This is a genomic window from Streptomyces sp. NPDC032161, assembly GCF_040636995.1.
Taxonomy (GTDB): domain Bacteria; phylum Actinomycetota; class Actinomycetes; order Streptomycetales; family Streptomycetaceae; genus Streptomyces.
This window is the reverse complement of sequence record NZ_JBEZVN010000002.1, coordinates 1-18,253: the sequence shown is the minus strand read 5'-3', so window position 1 is coordinate 18,253 and position 18,253 is coordinate 1. Positions and strand designations below refer to the sequence as shown.

The window sequence follows — 18,253 nt, the reverse complement described above, 5'->3', positions numbered from 1 at the left end:
GGGTCGCTCGGTCGATCGGGGGCGTTCCCGGGGGGCCGGGTCCGTGGGGCGTCCGGGACGTGTGTCGCGCGCGGGGCATCCCGGATGTTCCCGGCCGTTCCCCGCTGTTCTCAGAGCATTGGACAAGTAATCATCCCATGATTCTATGATGAGCTCATGCCTGACGAGCCCCAGCCGCAGAACCGAACCCGGACCCTGAGCCCCACCGCCCCGGAGGTCCCGACCGGAACCCCTGCCCCCCGCACCTCGCGGACCGCACCGACCGCCAACCGGCTGCTCCCGCTGGTCGCCGTCGGGCTCGTCCTCACCGCGCTCAACCTCCGCCCCGCCATCACCAGCCTCGGCGCCCTCCTCGAAGAGGTGCGCGACGGACTGCACATGAGCGGCAGCGTCGCCGGTGTCCTCACCTCGGTGCCGCCGCTCTGTTTCGCGGTCTTCGGCATCACGGCCCCGCGCCTGGCCCGTCGCTTCGGGCCTGCCGCCGTCGTCTGCGCCGGCATGGTCGCCATCACCGCCGGTCTGGTGATCCGGCCCCTGGTCGGCGGCACGGCCGGCTTCCTCGCCGCCAGCGCGCTCGCCCTCATGGGCATAGCCGTCAGCAACGTCCTGATGCCGGTGATCGTCAAGCGCTGGTTCCCGGACCGCGTCGGCTCCATGACCGGGCTCTACTCGATGGCGCTGGCCCTCGGCACCTCGCTGGCCGCCGCGGTGACCGTGCCCATGACCAGCGCGCTGGGCGGAAACTGGCGGACGGGCCTCGGCGTCTGGGCCGTTCTGGCCGCCGTCGCGGTCCTGCCCTGGATCCCGCTGCTGAGGGACCGCGGCGCCGCGGGACGGTCCGCGGTCCAGCACCGGGACACCGCGGAACTCAGGATCACCCGCAGCCGCACCGCCTGGGCCCTCGCCTGCTTCTTCGGCCTCCAGGCCACGGCCGCGTACATCACCATGGGATGGATGCCGCAGATCTTCCGCGACGCGGGGGTCTCGGCCGGCACCGCCGGAGTGCTGCTCGCCCTCACCATGGCGCTCGGCGTGCCGCTGGCCTTCGTCATCCCCAAGGTCGCCTCCCGGATGAGGAACCAGGGCCCCATCGTCCTCTTCCTCGGCAGCTGCGGCCTCGCCGGATACGCGGGCCTCCACCTCGCACCGGCCGGCGGGGCCTGGGTCTGGGCGCTGCTCCTCGGCATCTCGAACTGCGCCTTCCCGCTCGCCCTGACCATGATCGGGATGCGGTCGCGCAGCGGGGCCGGAGTGGTCCGTCTCTCCGCGTTCGCGCAGTCCGTCGGCTATCTCATCTCGATCCCCGGCCCGTTGCTCATCGGCGTCCTGTACCAGCACAGCGGCGGCTGGGGGCTGCCGCTCGCGCTGATGGCGGGCCTGATGGTGCCGCAGATGGCGGCCGGGTTCCTGGCCGGGCGGGACCGGACGATAGAGGACGAGTGCTGAGGTGCGAGACTGACCCCATGTCTCCTGTGCTCGACCCCAATCCCCAGAACGGTCAGAAGAAGCTTCTCCTCGTGCTCGGGGCGATGCTCCTCGTCACGGTGATCATCGGGGTGGTCGCCTCGATCGCGTCCCCCTGACGGTCCGGGGCCGCACACCCGTACCGGGTCGGACCCGTACCGCTCGGCACGGGCCCGCACCGGCGCCTGTCCCGAGCGGCCCGACTCCTCGGCCGAACCGGGGGATGGTGGGGCCTGCCCCACCATCCCCTAGGGGGCTGGGCTCAGGGTGAAGTGGGTGGATCGCCGGATGGGACCGGTGCCCCGGCGTCCGTAGGTTCGTGGTTGTCGGAACCAACGATCCACGGAGGCGGACATGTCGGCTCCCGCACCTACCCGGCCCACGGCCGCGCCCACGGGCGGGCTCGACGTGCGGCTGCCGTGGTGGGCCGTCGCGCTGCCCGCGGTCGCGTTCGCCGCGCTCCTGCTGATGATCGTGGGATCCGGTGACGCCCACGCGGCGTCGGCCGACCCCGCGGTCGGCCGGCTGCTCGCGCGAGCCCTCGCCCTGTTCACCGGCTGACGTCGCCCGCGGTCTGCGCGGGAGCCCGTCAACCCCCTGCGCCGGGCGGCACGTTTCATGCGAAGCTGAGGTGTATGAGCGTCGATACACCTCGCAGGATCGTCCTTCTCAGGCACGCGAAGGCGGAATGGTCGCAGGACTCCGACCACGAGCGGCCGCTCGCGGAACGCGGCCGCAGGGATGCCCCCGTCGCGGGCCGCAAACTCGTCGACTCCGGGATCAACCTCGATCTGGCCCTCTGCTCCACCGCCGCCAGGACGCGCGAGACGTGGAAGCTCGCGGTGCACGAGATGCCGCGACGACCGCGGACCGTGTACGAGGAGCGGCTGTACGAGGCCTCTCCCGGCGAGCTGATCGCCCTGATCAACGAGACACCCGACGATGTGCGCGATCTTCTGGTCATCGGCCACAACCCCGGCATGCACGCGGTCGCCGACGCACTCTCGGCATCGGCCGAGGGAGACGCCCTGGCGAGGATGCACCGCGGCGGTTTCCCGACGTCCGCGTTCGCCGTCGTCGCGTTCTCCGGTTCCTGGAAGGGCGTGGAGCACGGCGTGGGCAGGCTCGTCGAGTACTGGACCCCCAACGACTGACCCGCCGTCCGGCCCACCCCGTTCGTCCGGGCCGCCTCACGGGAAGGGCCCCGGTGCGGAAGCGGTGAGCTTCCGCACCGGGGCCCTTCCCGTCGTCGGGGCATCCGGGGCGACGGACGCGACGGACGCGTCAGTCCACCAGGCCGTCGGCGGCCTCGACCTCCTCGCGGGTGATGCCCAGCAGATACAGCACGGTGTCCAGGAACGGCACGTTCACCGCGGTATGGGCGGCCTCGCGGACCACCGGCTTGGCGTTGAAGGCCACCCCGAGCCCCGCCGTGTTCAGCATGTCCAGGTCGTTGGCACCGTCACCGATCGCGACGGTCTGCGCCAGCGGCACCCCGGCCTGCGCGGCGAAACTGCGCAGCAGACGGGCCTTGCCGGCCCGGTCGACTATGTCCCCGACGACCCGCCCGGTGAGCTTGCCGTCGGCCACCTCCAGCGTGTTGGCGGAGGCGAAGTCGAGCCCGAGCCGTTCCTTCAGATCGTCGGTGACCTGCGTGAAGCCGCCCGACACCACCCCCACCTGGTAACCGAGCCGCTTCAGCGTACGGATCAGGGTCCGGGCGCCCGGCGTCAGCCGCACCTCGGCCCGCACCTTGTCCACCACCGACGCGTCGAGCCCCGCCAGCAGGGCCACCCGCGCGTGCAGCGACTGCTCGAAGTCGAGCTCGCCGCGCATCGCCCGCCCGGTCACCTCGGCGACCTTGTCCTCGCAGCCCGCGTGGGCGGCGAACAGCTCGATGACCTCGTCCTGGATGAGCGTCGAGTCGACGTCCATGACGACCAGCCGCTGCGCCCTGCGGCTCAGCCCGGCCGACACCACCGCGACGTCGACACCGATCTCGGCGGACTGTGTCGCCAGGGCCGTCCGCAGCTCCTCGGTGCCCGTTCCGGAGACCGCGAACTCGACGGCCGTCACCGGGTACTTCGCGAGCCGGAAGATCCGGTCGATGTTGCCGCCCGTCGAGGTGATCCTGGCCGCTATGGCGGCGGTCGACTGCGCGGTCAGCGGGTGCCCGAGCACCGTCACGTGGGAGCGTCCGTAGCCGCGCGGACGGTTGTCGCCCGTGCCGGAGATGATCTCGGCCTGGAGCTTCAGCGACTCCGCCCAGCTGTGCACGGTCGCCCGCAGATCGCCCTCGGTGGTGCCGGCCGCGTCCGGCGTGGTGATCAGCGCGCACAGGACGATGCGGCCGCGGGTGACGACCTGCTCGATGTCGACGACATCGACCGAATAGGCCGCGAGAGTGTCGAAGAGCCCGGCGGTGATTCCGGGGCGGTCCTTCCCGAAGATCTTCACGAGAAGGGTGGGGGTGTCGGCGCCCTGGCGGGATTCCCCGGGCACGGGAGACGGCGAGGACTGAGGTGGCTGCGATGCGCTCATGGTGCTTCCACCGTATCTGTCCGCCTCCTCGCCCCGGCGGCCCGTCCCGAGGACCGGACAGCGGCCCCGCCCCGTGTTCCCGGCCCTCGGACCCGCCGTACGCGCACCGCGACGGAGCGCGTACGCGGCCCGGCTTCCCCGGGCCGGGGCCCCGGCACCCGGCGTCGTCCGCCCGGTCGCGGACCGGCCCCGTTCCCTCGTGATTCACGCGGACTTCGCCGACGTTCACGCGGATTTCGCTCACGTCCGGGGGACTCATGGCGGCTTGCCGTCCTCCGGACCGTTCGTCCCGCCCGGTGGTGCCGCCCCGCGCCCCCGCAGGGTCTTCACCCCGCCCGGCTTTCGTATCCGGGACCGCTCCTGGAATAGTTCCCCACGATGTTCAGCATCCCTAGACCCCCTGCGACGGGGTCAATCGGGGGACGACAAGTGGGGCGCGGAGTGCCGGAACTCGTACTTGAATTGAATGGCAGGACCTGGACGCTCGATCCGTCCAGGCCGTACACCGTGGGGCGCGATCCGCAGGGGGACCTGACGATCGAGGACGCCAGGGTGTCGTGGCGGCACGCCACGATCAGCTGGGGAGGCCGTGGCTGGTTCATCGAGGACCACGGCAGCACGAACGGCACCTACGCCCAGGGCCGTCGCATCCAGCAGTTGGAGATCGGCCCCGGCGTCGCCGTGCACCTGGGCAACGCCAATGACGGACCGCGGCTGAGCTTCACCGCCGCGGACACGGGTGCCGCCGCGGACGCCGGTGCGTACGGCGGACAGGGCGCGGGCGCGCAGCAGCCTCCCGCCCAGCAGCCCCAGCAGGCGCCCGCCCACCAGCCCCAGCAGGCCGGTGCGGGCTGGCAGGGCGGCCAGGCGCCCGCTCAGCAGCAGCCGCACCAGGGCTGGCAGCAGGCCCCCCAGGGGCACCAGGCTCCCCAGGGACACCAGCCGCAGCAGCCCGTGCAACCCCAGCAGCCCCAGGTCCCGCACCAGCAGGGCATGGGACCCACACCCGGCGCGGCCGGGCCCGGCGGTGTCGCGGGGGCCCCGTCGGTGCGCGGTGACCGCAGCCCGACCACGTTCCACCAGCTGGCCCTCGGCCGCGTGATGCGCATCGGCCGCGCGCTGGAGAACGAACTGGTCGTCTCCGACCTCCAGGTCTCGCGGCACCACGCCGAATTCCACGCGACGCCCGACGGCCGTTTCGAGCTCCGTGACCTCGGCTCGCACAACGGCACCTACGTCAACGGTCAGCCGCTCCCCAAGTCCGGTTCCGCGCTCATCGGCCCGAACGACATCGTCGGCGTCGGTCACTCGACGTTCCGCCTGGTCGGCGACCGGCTGGAGGAGTTCGTCGACACCGGTGAGGTCACGTTCTCCGCCCGCCACCTCACCGTGACGGTCGACGGCGGGAAGCAGATCCTCAAGGACGTCTCGTTCGGCGTCCCGGAGAAGTCGCTCGTCGCGGTCATCGGCCCGTCCGGTTCCGGCAAGTCCACCCTGCTCAAGGCGCTCACCGGCTACCGGCCCGCCAACCAGGGCGACGTGCTCTACGACAACCGGAACCTGTACAAACAGTTCGCCGAGCTGCGCCAGCGCATCGGTCTGGTCCCGCAGGACGACATCCTGCACAAGGAACTCACCGTCACCAAGGCCCTCAAGTACGCCGCCAAGCTCCGCTTCCCCGCGGACACCACCGAGGCCGAGCGCGAGGCCCGCATCCACGAGGTGCTGGCCGAGCTCAAGCTCGACATCCACAAGGACAAGAAGGTCACCTCGCTCTCCGGAGGCCAGCGCAAGCGCGTCTCCGTGGCGCTGGAGCTGCTGACCAAGCCGTCGCTGATCTTCCTGGACGAGCCGACCTCCGGCCTCGACCCGGGCATGGACCGTGACGTCATGCAGCTGCTGCGCGGTCTGGCCGACGACGGGCGCACGGTCCTCGTCGTCACCCACTCCGTGGCCGAGCTGGCGCTCTGCGACAAGCTGCTCGTCATGGCGCCGGGCGGGTCCGTCGCCTACTTCGGCCCGCCGGAGGAGGCGCTCAACTTCTTCGGCTACACCACCTGGGCCGACGTGTTCTCCGCGTTCGAGAACTACCGCGACTACGACTGGGCGGGCCGCTGGCGCGGCTCCCAGCACTACCAGATGTACGCCGCGGACATCGACGCCGTCGCCGCCCAGCCCGTCCACATGCCGACCCCGCAGCAGATACGCCCGCCCAAGCCGCAGAGCTGGTCGGCCCAGCTGTGGACACTGATCCGCCGCTACCTCTCGGTGATCGCGTCCGACAAGGGCTTCATGGGTCTGATGGTGATCCTGCCCGCCGTGCTCGGCCTCGTCAGCGTGGTCATCCCGGCCAAGTTCGGCCTGGCGGCGCCGGAGCCGCCGTCCCGGTTCAACGGAGCCGCCGGAACGATCATGCTGATCCTCGCGGTCGGCATGTGCTTCTCCGGCGCGGCCAACTCCGTACGAGAACTGATCAAGGAACGCGTCATCTACGAACGGGAACGGGCGACCGGCCTCTCCCGCTCGGCCTACCTGATGTCCAAGGTGATCGTCCTCGGAATGATCACGGCCCTCCAGGGCGTCATCATCTGCGGCATCGGCTTCGCCACCCGCAAGCTGCCCGCCGAGGGCCTGATCATGCCGCCCGCCGTCGAGCTGTGCGTGACCATCATCGTGCTCGGCTTCACCTCGATGATGTTCGGCCTGGTGATCTCCTCGCTGGTGAAGACCTCCGAGAAGACCATGCCGCTGCTGGTCATGTTCGCGATCGTCCAGGTCGTCTTCACCGGCATCCTCTTCCAGGTGTACGGCTCGCCGGGCCTGGAGCAGTTCGCCTGGCTGATGCCGTCCCGCTGGGCCATCGCCGGCGCGGGTGCCACCCTCGACCTCTCGCACCTCATGGCGCCGTGGGACCCCAAGGACCCGACCGACCTGGACCCGCTGTGGGAGCACACGGCCGGTCAGTGGGCGATGGACGTCTCGGTGCTGCTGTTCCTCGGCATCGTCTGCGGCTTCGCGGTCGCGCGACTGCTGCGCCGCCACGAGCCGGAGGTCATGCGCAAGTAGCCCCACGGGCCCGTGCGCGGACGGCCGTGCCGTGGCCGCCACCGGGCATCGGCACGCACGACGCCGGAGGGCGGCACCCCAGCACTGGGGGCCGCCCTCCGGCGTATGCGCGTCGGACGGGGGACGTACGCCGTACGCCTTGATCCGGTCAGTACGCGCTGTTGACGTTGTCGATCGAGCCGTAGCGGTCTGCGGCGTAGTTGGCCGCGGCCGTGAGGTTGGCGACCGGGTCGTAGATGTTCTTCGAGGTGCCGGGCACGTGGTACGCGTCGAACGTGGGCTGGATGACCTGGAGCAGGCCGCGGGACGGGACGCCGTTGCGGGCGTTGATGTCCCAGTCGTTGACCGCGTACGGGTTGCCGGAGGACTCCCGGATGATGTTCTTGTGCAGACCGTGGTAGCTGCCGGGGATGCCGTGCGCCCTCATGACGTCCAGCGCCTCCCGGATCCACCCGTCCAGGTTGTTCGCGTAGACCGGGGTACGGACCGTGGAGCGGCTCGCGGGGGCGTCCTTGACCTGGCTCCGGGCCTTGGCCTCGGCGACGGCGGCGGCCTTCGCCCTGGCGGCGGCCTCGGCCTTCTTCTTGACCGCGACTTCCTTGGCGCGGGCCTGGTCGGCGGCCTTCACCAGCTTCTCGGCGGTCGAGTTCTGCTCGATGAGGCCGGCCTGCAGCGTCTTGGCGTGCGGGTTGCCGACGACGGAACCGAACACCACGGGCGCGGTGGACGCGGCGGCCTCGGCCTCGGGCTTGGACTCGGCGTTGGCGGGGACGAGCGAGAACGAGAGGGACGCGACGGCAGCGGCTGCGATACCTGCGAGGGAGAACTTCTGGGCCTTGTTCAGACGACTACGACGGGCGGGGACGCTGGACACGGTCATGCAGAGATACCTCTTCGAATCGCGGAAGTCCTCACGGAGGACGAAGACGGGAAGCGCTGCGATGCGCACCTCCGTCGGGGACGAGAGCAATTCTTAGCGCCAGCAAAATTCGCTGGCAAAGGTGTGACGTACGACCCCGGATAGTGGACCGGGGAGGATCTCGATCGGGGCGGCCCGCGCTCCTGCCCAGTGATGCCGCGCTTATGCGTCCACTAGCATCCTTCGTAAGTGATGTGGGTCCTATGCCCGGCCTCACATTGGCCGTCCGGCAAACTCACCAACCGTTGCTCAAGCAATTCGGAGGGTGAGGAGTCGGGGCACGAGCCCCCGAGAGCGCCCGCACCGGCCCTGCCGTGCGGCAGCGGCGGTCCGACGAAAGGGCCCAGGCCGTGCGTCGCACGGCAGGCGGCACTTCGACGACAGGGCCTAGTCCCCGAGCCCTAAGCGGCAGCCGTCCACAGGCCGATACGGCGTACGCGTCCCGCTTGTACGGTGAGGCCATGAGCCATCGCCCACCGTCGGGCCTCGCAGCGGTGAGTGCCGCACTCCTCGCCATGAGCCGGCCACTCGAAGTACGCGACGTCCTGAAGACGATCGTCGCCTCGGCCCGCGAACTGCTGGACGCCGAGTACGCCGCGCTGGGCGTCCCCGACGACCACGGAGGCTTCGCCCAGTTCGTCGTCGACGGCGTCAGCGACGAGCAGTGGAGGGCCATCGGCCCGCTGCCCCGGCAGCACGGTGTCCTCGCCGCGATGCTCCACGAGGCGCGGCCCGAGCGCCTCGCCGACGTCCGGAAGGACCCCCGCTTCGGGGGCTGGCCCGCCGCCCACCCCGACATGTCCGACTTCCTCGGCCTGCCCATCCGGGACGGCGACGCGACCCTCGGCGCGCTCTTCCTCGCCAACAAGCGCTGCCCGAAACCGGAGGGCAGCTGCGGTTTCACCGCCGAGGACGAGGAACTGCTGTCGATCCTCGCCCAGCACGCGGCGATCGCCCTCACCAACGCCCGGCTGTACGAACGCAGCCGGGAACTGACCATCGCCGAGGAGCGCTCCAGGCTCGCCCATGAGCTGCACGACGCCGTCAGCCAGAAGCTGTTCTCGCTGCGCCTCACGGCCCAGGCGGCCACCGCCCTGATCGACCGCGACCCTGTCCGCGCCAAGGGAGAGCTCCACCAGGTGGCCGCGCTCGCCGCCGAAGCCGTGGACGAACTGCGCGCGGCCGTCGTCGAACTGCGCCCGGCCGCCCTCGACGAGGACGGCCTGGTCGCCACGCTGCGCACCCAGATCCAGGTCCTGGACCGCGCCCACACGGCCCGGGTCACCTTCACCGGCAAGGGCGTACGCGCCCTGCCCGCGGCCCAGGAGGAAGCGCTGCTCCGGGTCTCCCAGGAAGCCCTGCACAACGCCCTGCGCCACTCGGGCGCCGCACACGTCGACGTCACCCTGACCCGGCACGGCAACGGTGCACGGCTGCGCATCACCGACGACGGCGGCGGCTTCGACCCCGCGGCGACCAGGCAGGCGGGCCGCCATCTGGGCCTGGTGTCGATGCGGGACCGCGCGAGCGGGGTCGGCGGAAGGCTCACCGTTGAATCGGCGCCCGGCAAGGGCACCACGATCGAGATGGAGATACCCGGTGGCTGACAAGATCATCAGGGTGCTGCTGGTCGACGACCACCAGGTGGTCCGCCGCGGTCTGCGTACGTTCCTGGAGATCCAGGACGACATAGAGGTGGTGGGCGAGGCGTCCGACGGCGCCGAGGGCGTGGCCAGGACCGAGGAACTCCGTCCCGATGTCGTCCTGATGGACATCAAGATGCCCGGAACCGACGGGATCGAGGCCCTGCGCAGACTCCGTGAGCTGGCGAACCCGGCCAAGGTCCTGATCGTCACCAGCTTCACCGAACAGCGCACCGTCGTGCCCGCCCTCCGGGCCGGGGCCTCCGGCTATGTGTACAAGGACGTCGACCCCGACGCCCTGGCAGGGGCGATCCGCTCGGTGCACGCCGGACACGTGCTCCTCCAGCCGGAGGTCGCGGGAGCCCTGCTCACCCAGGACGAAGGCGGCGGCACGGGCCGGGGGAGCACCCTCACCGAACGGGAACGGGAGGTACTGGGCCTGATCGCCGACGGCCGCTCCAACCGCGAGATCGCACGGGCCCTGGTCCTCTCCGAAAAGACCGTCAAGACCCACGTCTCGAACATATTGATGAAGCTGGACCTCTCGGACCGGACCCAGGCGGCCCTCTGGGCCGTACGGAACGGGGCGGCCGGCTGAGCCGAGCGGCACCGCTACCGGGCGCACCCCGGACGGTGCCGGCCGGCTGAGCGGAACGGCACCGTGACCGGGCGCACCCCGACGGCGCACGCGCCCGCGACCGGGCACGGTCGGAGGGGAGCACCCCGGACGATGCGCACGTCGCGGACGGTGTGCGCGCCGCGACCGGACGCCGTCGCACGGTGCGCGCCGCGACATGAGACCGCCGGTCGGTGCGCGCGCCGCCCGTCCGGCGGGGGGCCCGGCCACGCGGACGCGACCGTCCCTCCCGCGCACTCGGGTCTTCCCGCGCCCCCGGGCCGGGCGCCGACCTGCCCCGCCGTGGTGCCCGGCGGACCTACCGTTCCCGCTCGCGCTCCTCCACGCAGGCGTTGTACGCGGCGACCTGCGCCCTCCGGGCCACCCGCTCGACCGGCCGCAGCGCCTCCGCACGTGCCGCGATCTCCGAGGCGCTCACCGCCCCGCCGTGCTCGTTCCCGTACGCCACCGAGATCAGCAGCCCGACCCGCTGTGCCAGCTCCAGCACCCGCACCGCACGCGGCGGATACCCCGGAGCCAGCACCTCGCGGCTCCGCTCCGCCCGCGCCCGGTACGCGTCCACCGCCGCCTCCGCCATCGGCCCGGAACCGGCCACGTCCAGCCGCGACAGCACCTCCGTCGCGTCCCGCAGCGCCTCGGCGAGCTCCCGCTCCGCCTCGCCCAGCGACGGCACATCGGCCGGCGGAGCCTGCCGCACCGGCAGACAGTGCCACACCACCTCGACGTGAAGATCCCCCTCCGGGCCCCGCTCGCCCACCTCGGGAACCAGCCCGTAGGGGGCACCGGAGGCGATCACCGCCTCCTCCGCCTCCAGCGCCCGTGCGTTGAACTCCGGCGGACCGCTCAGCCCCAGCGGATGCCCCGGGGCGGGCAGCGCGACCCGGAACCCGCTCACCCCCAGGGCGCGCAACCGCCCGAGCGCCAGCGTCAGCCCCACCGGCCCCGCTTCGCCCGGCAGCCCCTCCACGCGGTGCACCGCGTCCTCCCCGACGATGGCGAGCACCGCGTCGTCCGGGGACACGAGTCCCGCGAGCAGCGCGTTTCCCCAAGCGGCCAGCAAACCTGAGCGTGGTTCCGAAAGCATGGGGACAGCCTAGGGAACAGGCGGGCGGCCCGGGGGCACTCGGGCCCAGCGCCGGGCACGCTCCCGCGGTGGCGTAGATTTCCCTGGGAGCTGTGCCCACAGGCACGCGACGACCTCGACACTGCATGGGGAGACAACGCGCCATGAGCGATGTACTGGAGCTGGTGGACGTATCCGTGGTCCGCGACGGACGTGCTCTGGTGGAAGACGTCTCCTGGCAGGTCAAGGAGGGGGAGCGCTGGGTCATCCTCGGCCCGAACGGCGCGGGCAAGACCACCCTCCTCAACATCGCGTCCAGCTACCTCTTCCCGAGCACCGGCACCGTCAGCATCCTCGGCGAACAACTCGGCGGCGTCGGCACCGACGTCTTCGATCTCCGTCCCCGCATCGGCATGGCGGGCGTCGCCATGGCCGAGAAGCTGCCCAAGCGCCAGACCGTCCTGCAGACCGTGCTCACCGCGGCCTACGGCATGACCGCCACCTGGCACGAGAACTACGAAGCCGTCGATGAGGAGCGCGCCCGCGCCTTCCTCGACCGCCTCGGCATGAACGAGTACCTCGACCGCAAGTTCGGCACCCTGTCCGAGGGCGAGCGCAAGCGGACGCTGATCGCCCGCGCCATGATGACCGACCCCGAACTGCTGCTTCTCGACGAGCCCGCGGCGGGACTCGACCTCGGCGGACGCGAGGACCTGGTCCGCCGCCTCGGCCGACTGGCCCGCGACCCCTACGCCCCCTCCATGATCATGGTCACCCACCACGTCGAGGAGATCGCCCCGGGCTTCACCCACGTCCTGATGATCCGCCAGGGCAAGGTACTCGCCGCCGGGCCCATGGAGACCGAGCTCACCTCGCGCAACCTCTCGCTCTGCTTCGGCCTGCCGCTCGTCGTCGAGCACACGGGCGACCGCTACACGGCCCACGGACTCCCGCTGTCCTGAGGCGTCCGTGCCGAGGCGTCCGTATCGAGGGCGTCCGCGCCGAGACGTCCCTCCTGAGACGTCTCTCCCGGTACGTCGTTCCCGGGGAGAGCGGAAGCCGCCGACCGCCCGACGGTCATCGCCCCCGCTGCCATCGCCCACCGTCCGCCGTCGGCCATGGGCCGCCCGGGCCGTAAGGCCGTCGAGCCTGTTCGCTTGCGCACTGTCCGCGAGGGCACTCGCGGTCCTACCATGACCACGTGGACATCGACGCGTGGGTGTGGTGGCTGATCGGCGCGGCGGGGCTGGGCATCCCGCTCGTCCTGACCGCGATGCCCGAATTCGGCATGTTCGCCGTCGGAGCGGTCGCCGCCGCGGTCGTCGCGGCGCTCGGCGGCGGCATCGTGGTCCAGGTGCTGGTGTTCCTCGTGGTCTCCGTGGCGCTCATCGCCGTGGTGCGCCCGATCGCCACCAGGCACCGCGCGGACCGGCCCCAACTCGCCACGGGCATCGATGGGCTGAAAGGCCGTCAGGCAGTCGTCCTGGAACGGGTCGACGGCAACGGCGGCAGGATCAAGCTGGCCGGCGAGATCTGGTCCGCCCGGGCACTCGACGGGGACCAGAGCTTCGATCCGGGCCAGCAGGTCGATGTCGTCGACATCGACGGAGCAACAGCAGTCGTCATGTGACCGAATCACCCCCACCGCAGCGCGCGTTCTGTCAGACTCGAAGTCGATCATCACGAGATCGAGGGCGCAGCCGTTTTCGATCTCTTCACTCGATCTCGACCTCGATCACCCGCGATCCGTCGGCAACCGAAGGGCAATGAGGAACCACGATGCAACCGATCATCATCGTCCTGATCATTCTGGTGGTGCTCGTCTTCATCGCCCTGATCAAGACGATCCAGGTCATTCCGCAGGCCAGCGCCGCCATCGTGGAGCGCTTCGGCCGCTACACCCGTACGCTCAACGCGGGCCTGAACATCGTCGTTCCGTTCATCGACACGATCAGGAACCGCATCGACCTGCGTGAACAGGTCGTCCCGTTCCCGCCCCAGCCGGTGATCACCCAGGACAACCTGGTCGTCAACATCGACACCGTCATCTACTACCAGGTGACGGACGCCAGGGCCGCCACGTACGAAGTCGCCAGCTACATCCAGGCGATCGAGCAGCTGACGGTCACCACGCTCCGCAACATCATCGGTGGCATGGACCTGGAACGGACGCTGACCTCCCGCGAGGAGATCAATGCCGCGCTCCGCGGAGTCCTCGACGAGGCGACCGGCAAGTGGGGCATCCGCGTCAACCGCGTCGAACTCAAGGCGATCGAGCCGCCCACCTCCATCCAGGACTCGATGGAGAAGCAGATGCGCGCGGACCGCGACAAGCGCGCCGCGATCCTCCAGGCCGAAGGAACCCGTCAGTCCGCGATCCTCACCGCGGAGGGCGAGAAGCAGTCCGCCATCCTGCGCGCCGAGGGTGAGGCCAGGGCGTCCGCCCTGCGGGCGGAGGGCGAGGCCCAGGCCATCCGTACGGTCTTCGAGTCCATCCACGCCGGTGACCCGGACCAGAAGCTCCTCTCGTACCAGTATCTCCAGATGCTCCCGAAGATCGCCGAGGGCGATGCCAACAAGCTCTGGATCGTGCCCAGCGAGATCGGTGACGCACTGAAGGGCCTCAGCGGCGCCTTCGGCAACCTCGGCAACGGCGCCCCCGGATTCGACACCGGCGGCAAGGAGCGGCGGGAACAGCCCCCGGTCGAATGATGCGTACATGCCCTCGTGCATGATCGGTGCACGACGCATCGACCATGCACGGGGGAGTCGCCATGACCATCTGGGAGATGCTCGCCGTCTTCGCGGCGGGCATCGGCGCCGGCACGATCAACACGATCGTCGGATCCGGAACGCTGATCACCTTCCCGGTGCTGCTCGCCACCGGGCTGCCCCCGGTCACCGCGACCGTCTCCAACGCGCTCGGCCTGATCCCCGGCTCGGTCAGCGGCGCCATAGGCTACCGCGCGGAGCTCGCGGGGCAGAGCCGCCGAGTCCTCAAACTGGCCGTCGCGGCCCTGGTCGGCGGTCTCACCGGGGCCACGCTCCTGCTGTCCCTGCCCTCCACGGCCTTCGAGACGATCGTGCCGGTCCTGGTGACGCTGGCCCTGATCCTGGTCATCCTGCAACCGCGCATCAGCAGGGCCGTCCAGCGACGACGCGAGCACAACGGCGGTCCCACCCGCACCGACGGCGGCCCCCTCCTCTTCACCGGGCTGATGCTCGCCAGTGTCTACGGCGGCTACTTCACCGCCGCCCAGGGGATCATCTACCTCTCCCTGATGGGGATGCTGCTCGACGACACGATGCAGCGGCTCAACGCCGTCAAGAACGTCCTGGCAGCCGTCGTCAACAGCATCGCCGCGCTCTTCTTCCTCTTCGTCGCGGACTTCGACTGGACGGCGGTCGTGCTGATAGCGGTCGGCTCCGCCCTGGGCGGCCAGATCGGTGCGAAGGTCGGCCGCCGCCTCAGCCCCACCGTCCTGCGCACCCTCATCGTCGTGGTCGGCACGGTCGCCATCGTCCAGTTGCTGCTCCGCTGAGACTGCCCCCACAAGGGAAGCCCGCCCTCGCAGGAGGACGGGCTTCCGCACGTTTCGACGCGTATGTCCCGGTGGGTGCCGCGCGTACGCCGACTACGCGGCGGCGTGATCCAGCCATTCCGGCAGCGCGGACCGGTCGTCGGTCCGCATCGCCAGCAGCATCGCCTCCGCGGGGGAGGGGACGAACGGCTGCCGCAGCAGCGGCATTCCGGCCTGCTCCGGCGTCCGGGCCGCCTTGCGGTGGTTGTCCTCGGCGCAGGACGCCACCGTGTTCAGCCAGGTGTCCTGACCGCCCTGGGCCCGCGGCACCACGTGGTCGACGGTGCTCGCCCGCCGTCCGCAGTACGCGCACCGGTGCTGGTCCCGTATCAGCACGCCCCTCCTGGACCACGGCGCCTGTCTTCGGAACGGCACCCGTACGTACCGGCAGAGCCTGATCACCCTGGGCACCGGGATGTCCACGGCGGCGCCACGCATGCGGAGATCGGGGTGGGACTGCTCGACGACGGCCTTGTCCTGCAGCACCAGCACCACCGCACGGTTCAGCGTCACCGTCGACAGCGGCTCGAAGCTCGCGTTCAGCACCAGCGTGTCCCGCATCTCGCCCACCTCCCGTGTGCCGCCCGCCCCCTGGCAGGCCCGGAACAACTCTGGCCGGGCAGGCTGTGAGGGACAACGCAATAAAAAATGCCCTGCCCCGATCGCTTCAGGACCAGGGCAGGGCGAACAACGGGGGAACTCTGAGTTTCGGCGACCTCTCGGGCCGCCCGCCCGGGGCGGTCTCCCGGTGACGGCTCGGCGGCTACGCGGCCGGGGCCTCGTACTCACCGATCAGCTGGGCACGCCCCAGCGCGTGGAACCGCAGATTGAACCCGACGACCGCGGGCGACGTGTCGCTGTCGACCCCGAGCTTCTCGCTGTCGACGGCGTACACGGTGAAGACGTAGCGGTGGTTCTCGCCGGCCGGCGGCGCGGCGCCGCCGAAGTCCTTCGTCCCGTAGTCGTTGCGGGCGTGCACGGCCCCGGCGGGCAGTCCGGCGAACTCCCCGCTGCCCGCACCGGCCGGCAGCTCGGTGACCGAGGCCGGGATGTCGAAGAGCACCCAGTGCCAGAACCCGCTGCCCGTGGGGGCGTCGGGGTCGAAGCAGGTCACGGCGAAACTCTTGGTCTCCGCGGGGAAGCCCTCCCACCGCAGCTGCGGCGAAGCGTTCCCGGCCGCCAGCACCTGCGCGTCGGCCAGCACGGCCCCGGGGGCGAGATCGTCGCTCACCACCGTGAACGACGGCACCTCGGGGTGGAAGTCGTGCGGCAGCGGCGCCCTTTTCTGCTCGGTCACGTCAGCACCTCTCCTGATCGCCCTGCCGCCGTCGGCAGGTCTTTCCCCGACCCTAGTGCCGTGGCCGGCGGTGTCCGCGGGGCGGACACCGCCGGCCACGGCACCGGAACCGGATTGTCAGAACCAGTTGCGCCGACCGCCGACCTCGGCGAGCCACTGGTTGAGGTACGCCGCCCAGTCCGTCGTGTGGAAGTCGTTCAGCCCGACCTTGAAGGAACGGTAGGTGTCGCTGCCCTCGCTGAAGAGTCCCGGCTTCTTGTCCATCTCCAGGACGACGTCCATCTCGCGGTCGTCCGCGACGAACGACAGTTCCACCTGGTTGAGCCCGCGGTACTGCTGCGGCGGGTAGAACTCGATCTCCTGATAGAACGGCAGCCGCTGGCGCGTACCGCGAATGTGGCCGCGCTCCATGTCCGCGCTGCGGAAACCGAAACCGAGCCGCCCGAAGGCGTCGAGAATCGCCTCCTGGGCCGGCAGCGGATGCACATTGACGGGGTCCAGGTCGCCGGAGTCCACCGCCCGGGCGATCTCCAGCTCCGTGGTCACGCCGATGTGCATGCCGTGCAGGTGCTGACCGGCGAACATCGTGATCGGCGTCTCCCACGGGATCTCGAGCCCGAACGGAACGACATGCACCGCACCGGCCTGCACCTGGAACGCGCCACCGAGCCGGAGCTTGGTGAACTCGATGTCCTGCTTGGTCTCCGTGTCCTGCCCCTCGACCTCGACCCGGGCCTGCAGCCCCACGGAGAGCCCCTCGATCTGCTGATCCACGCTGCCGCCCTGGATCCGCACCTCGCCCTGGACGACCCCGCCCGGTACGACGTTGAGTTCGCTGAGCTCGGTCTCCACCGAAGCACCGCCGGCACCCAGGCTCGCGAGCAGCCGTTTGAAGCCCATGTTCTCTCCTCCTAGATCCTGACCCCTAGATACGCGCCAGGACCGCGGTCGGTTCCCGGTACCCTCGAACGTCATGACCGAGGGTCTGGAACGTACACCGCTCACCCGCGACTTCTTCGACCGCCCCGTACTGGACGTGGCCCCCGACCTGCTGGGCCGGATCCTGGTCCGCACCACACCCGACGGCCCCATCGAGCTCCGCCTCACCGAGGTCGAGGCGTACGCGGGCGAGGCCGACCCCGGATCGCACGCCTTCAGGGGCCGCACTCCACGCAACAGCGTCATGTACGGACCGCCCGGTCACGCGTACGTCTACTTCACGTACGGCATGTGGCACTGCCTCAACCTGGTGTGTGGCCCGGAGGGCAGGGCCGGCGGTGTCCTGCTCCGCGCGGGCGAGATCCAGGTGGGCGCCGAACTCACCCGGGTGCGCCGGACGTCAGCCCGCAACGACAAGGAACTGGCCAAAGGACCGGCCAGGCTGGCCACCGCCCTCGACATCGACCGCGCGCTCGACGGCACCGATGCCATCGCCCACCCCGGCAACGCGCTGCACCTGCTGCACGGCACCCCACCGCCCCGCGACCGGGTACGCAATGGTCCGCGTACCGGAGTCGGCGGCGACGGAGCCACACATCCGTGGCGGTTCTGGATCGACGGCGACCCCACGGTGAGCCCCTACCGGGCCCATGTGCCACGTCGCCGCGCAACTTGACTCGCCCATGCGGACCACCTAATGTAGTCCGAGCCGTTTGAAACGGGCACTGTTGTCGGTGCGATCCATAGGGTCGACCGAAGCAACTCGAAGCGGCAAACCACTACCTACGACACACACCCTCAGGGTGCGTTTTCGTCATGCCGTAATTCGGATTGATTTGGCTCGATTATGAGCGGTCCGAGAAATCGGTTAACGTAGTGGCCACGCCGAAAGGCGAAGGTCCTCCAGCGGCCACCAGAATTGAAATTCGGACCGGAAACGGAACGGAGATAGAATCTGGTAAGGTTGGAACTGCTGAAAGGGAAAAGCGCGAGATCGTGGGACCTGGAAGGCGAACCCGCTTCGACCGGGAATCGGACGCGAAAGAGTCTGATAGAGTCGGAAACGCAAGACCGAAGGGAAAAGCCCGGAGGAAAGCCTGGAC

18 protein-coding genes are annotated in these 18,253 nt (G+C 70.4%); 12 read left to right on the top strand and 6 right to left on the bottom strand.

What is annotated here, in order from left to right; genetic code table 11:
• Positions 1-156: 156 nt before the first annotated feature.
• From AB0E67_RS05880 to AB0E67_RS05865, 4 genes are all read left to right on the top strand, one after another.
• On the top strand, positions 157-1,446 hold the full coding sequence (locus AB0E67_RS05880; protein WP_362021557.1) for an MFS transporter: 1,290 nt from the start codon (positions 157-159) through the stop codon (positions 1,444-1,446).
• A 26-nt stretch (positions 1,447-1,472) separates the two neighbouring features.
• Positions 1,473-1,583: an SGM_5486 family transporter-associated protein gene (locus tag AB0E67_RS05875; RefSeq protein WP_351525507.1), complete on the top strand. Its 111-nt coding sequence runs from the start codon at positions 1,473-1,475 to the stop codon at positions 1,581-1,583.
• Between the two features lie 235 nt (positions 1,584-1,818).
• Complete coding sequence (locus AB0E67_RS05870; protein ID WP_362021554.1) at positions 1,819-2,025, top strand: hypothetical protein; 207 nt, start codon at positions 1,819-1,821, stop codon at positions 2,023-2,025.
• Between the two features lie 74 nt (positions 2,026-2,099).
• A complete protein-coding gene (locus tag AB0E67_RS05865; protein WP_362021551.1) occupies positions 2,100-2,618 on the top strand; it encodes a histidine phosphatase family protein in 519 nt (172 codons plus the stop codon).
• A gap of 130 nt (positions 2,619-2,748) precedes the next feature.
• Here AB0E67_RS05865 and serB read toward each other — a convergent pair whose 3' ends face one another.
• Complete coding sequence (gene serB, locus AB0E67_RS05860; RefSeq protein WP_362021548.1) at positions 2,749-4,005, bottom strand: phosphoserine phosphatase SerB; 1,257 nt, start codon at positions 4,003-4,005, stop codon at positions 2,749-2,751.
• Positions 4,006-4,434: 429 nt separating this feature from the next.
• On the opposite strand from serB, the gene AB0E67_RS05855 reads away from it, so the two are divergent.
• The gene (locus AB0E67_RS05855; RefSeq protein ID WP_362021545.1) at positions 4,435-7,071 is read left to right on the top strand and encodes an FHA domain-containing protein; all 2,637 of its coding nucleotides are present in this window, start codon (positions 4,435-4,437) and stop codon (positions 7,069-7,071) included.
• 148 nt (positions 7,072-7,219) lie between these two features.
• On the opposite strand, the gene AB0E67_RS05850 is transcribed toward AB0E67_RS05855, so the two are convergent.
• On the bottom strand, positions 7,220-7,951 hold the full coding sequence (locus AB0E67_RS05850) for a transglycosylase SLT domain-containing protein (protein WP_362021543.1): 732 nt from the start codon (positions 7,949-7,951) through the stop codon (positions 7,220-7,222).
• Positions 7,952-8,451: 500 nt separating this feature from the next.
• Between AB0E67_RS05850 and AB0E67_RS05845 the strand changes: the two genes are divergently transcribed.
• The gene (locus AB0E67_RS05845; protein WP_362021540.1) at positions 8,452-9,597 is read left to right on the top strand and encodes a GAF domain-containing sensor histidine kinase; all 1,146 of its coding nucleotides are present in this window, start codon (positions 8,452-8,454) and stop codon (positions 9,595-9,597) included.
• The gene (locus AB0E67_RS05840; protein WP_360118774.1) at positions 9,590-10,231 is read left to right on the top strand and encodes a response regulator transcription factor; all 642 of its coding nucleotides are present in this window, start codon (positions 9,590-9,592) and stop codon (positions 10,229-10,231) included. The genes AB0E67_RS05845 and AB0E67_RS05840 overlap by 8 nt, the downstream gene beginning before the upstream one ends.
• A gap of 337 nt (positions 10,232-10,568) precedes the next feature.
• Here AB0E67_RS05840 and AB0E67_RS05835 read toward each other — a convergent pair whose 3' ends face one another.
• The gene (locus AB0E67_RS05835) at positions 10,569-11,354 is read right to left on the bottom strand and encodes a hypothetical protein (RefSeq protein WP_362021538.1); all 786 of its coding nucleotides are present in this window, start codon (positions 11,352-11,354) and stop codon (positions 10,569-10,571) included.
• Between the two features lie 143 nt (positions 11,355-11,497).
• Between AB0E67_RS05835 and AB0E67_RS05830 the strand changes: the two genes are divergently transcribed.
• From AB0E67_RS05830 to AB0E67_RS05815, 4 genes are all read left to right on the top strand, one after another.
• A complete protein-coding gene (locus tag AB0E67_RS05830) occupies positions 11,498-12,295 on the top strand; it encodes an ABC transporter ATP-binding protein (RefSeq protein ID WP_362021535.1) in 798 nt (265 codons plus the stop codon).
• 239 nt (positions 12,296-12,534) lie between these two features.
• Positions 12,535-12,963 carry an NfeD family protein gene (locus tag AB0E67_RS05825; RefSeq protein ID WP_073788349.1) on the top strand — a complete coding sequence of 143 codons (429 nt, stop codon included), beginning with the start codon at positions 12,535-12,537 and terminating at the stop codon, positions 12,961-12,963.
• A gap of 149 nt (positions 12,964-13,112) precedes the next feature.
• The gene (locus tag AB0E67_RS05820) at positions 13,113-14,045 is read left to right on the top strand and encodes an SPFH domain-containing protein (RefSeq protein ID WP_351525028.1); all 933 of its coding nucleotides are present in this window, start codon (positions 13,113-13,115) and stop codon (positions 14,043-14,045) included.
• A 62-nt stretch (positions 14,046-14,107) separates the two neighbouring features.
• Entirely contained in the window at positions 14,108-14,875 is a 768-nt protein-coding gene (locus AB0E67_RS05815) for a sulfite exporter TauE/SafE family protein (protein WP_362021532.1), read from the top strand.
• 93 nt (positions 14,876-14,968) lie between these two features.
• On the opposite strand, the gene AB0E67_RS05810 is transcribed toward AB0E67_RS05815, so the two are convergent.
• The 3 genes from AB0E67_RS05810 to AB0E67_RS05800 all read right to left on the bottom strand — a co-directional run bounded on the left by AB0E67_RS05810 (position 14,969) and on the right by AB0E67_RS05800 (position 17,111).
• Complete coding sequence (locus AB0E67_RS05810; protein WP_073788343.1) at positions 14,969-15,475, bottom strand: HNH endonuclease; 507 nt, start codon at positions 15,473-15,475, stop codon at positions 14,969-14,971.
• Positions 15,476-15,677: 202 nt separating this feature from the next.
• Complete coding sequence (locus AB0E67_RS05805) at positions 15,678-16,211, bottom strand: YbhB/YbcL family Raf kinase inhibitor-like protein (protein WP_351525026.1); 534 nt, start codon at positions 16,209-16,211, stop codon at positions 15,678-15,680.
• Between the two features lie 117 nt (positions 16,212-16,328).
• Positions 16,329-17,111: a sporulation protein gene (locus AB0E67_RS05800; protein ID WP_351526179.1), complete on the bottom strand. Its 783-nt coding sequence runs from the start codon at positions 17,109-17,111 to the stop codon at positions 16,329-16,331.
• Positions 17,112-17,184: 73 nt separating this feature from the next.
• Here AB0E67_RS05800 and AB0E67_RS05795 point away from each other — a divergent pair, with 73 nt between their 5' ends.
• Positions 17,185-17,826 carry a DNA-3-methyladenine glycosylase gene (locus AB0E67_RS05795; RefSeq protein ID WP_362021528.1) on the top strand — a complete coding sequence of 214 codons (642 nt, stop codon included), beginning with the start codon at positions 17,185-17,187 and terminating at the stop codon, positions 17,824-17,826.
• The last annotated feature ends 427 nt before the right edge of the window (positions 17,827-18,253 follow it).

What these genes read in the sequence shown, in the direction of transcription:
- AB0E67_RS05880 (WP_362021557.1), top strand. Translation starts at nt 157, where the DNA reads ATGCCTGACGAGCCCCAGCCGCAGAACCGAACCCGGACCCTGAGCCCC.
- AB0E67_RS05870 (WP_362021554.1), top strand. Translation starts at nt 1,819, where the DNA reads ATGTCGGCTCCCGCACCTACCCGGCCCACGGCCGCGCCCACGGGCGGG.
- AB0E67_RS05865 (WP_362021551.1), top strand. Translation starts at nt 2,100, where the DNA reads ATGAGCGTCGATACACCTCGCAGGATCGTCCTTCTCAGGCACGCGAAG.
- serB (WP_362021548.1), bottom strand. Translation starts at nt 4,005, where the DNA reads ATGAGCGCATCGCAGCCACCTCAGTCCTCGCCGTCTCCCGTGCCCGGG.
- AB0E67_RS05850 (WP_362021543.1), bottom strand. Translation starts at nt 7,951, where the DNA reads ATGACCGTGTCCAGCGTCCCCGCCCGTCGTAGTCGTCTGAACAAGGCC.
- AB0E67_RS05845 (WP_362021540.1), top strand. Translation starts at nt 8,452, where the DNA reads ATGAGCCATCGCCCACCGTCGGGCCTCGCAGCGGTGAGTGCCGCACTC.
- AB0E67_RS05835 (WP_362021538.1), bottom strand. Translation starts at nt 11,354, where the DNA reads ATGCTTTCGGAACCACGCTCAGGTTTGCTGGCCGCTTGGGGAAACGCG.
- AB0E67_RS05830 (WP_362021535.1), top strand. Translation starts at nt 11,498, where the DNA reads ATGAGCGATGTACTGGAGCTGGTGGACGTATCCGTGGTCCGCGACGGA.
- AB0E67_RS05820 (WP_351525028.1), top strand. Translation starts at nt 13,113, where the DNA reads ATGCAACCGATCATCATCGTCCTGATCATTCTGGTGGTGCTCGTCTTC.
- AB0E67_RS05815 (WP_362021532.1), top strand. Translation starts at nt 14,108, where the DNA reads ATGACCATCTGGGAGATGCTCGCCGTCTTCGCGGCGGGCATCGGCGCC.
- AB0E67_RS05810 (WP_073788343.1), bottom strand. Translation starts at nt 15,475, where the DNA reads ATGCGGGACACGCTGGTGCTGAACGCGAGCTTCGAGCCGCTGTCGACG.
- AB0E67_RS05800 (WP_351526179.1), bottom strand. Translation starts at nt 17,111, where the DNA reads ATGGGCTTCAAACGGCTGCTCGCGAGCCTGGGTGCCGGCGGTGCTTCG.
- AB0E67_RS05795 (WP_362021528.1), top strand. Translation starts at nt 17,185, where the DNA reads ATGACCGAGGGTCTGGAACGTACACCGCTCACCCGCGACTTCTTCGAC.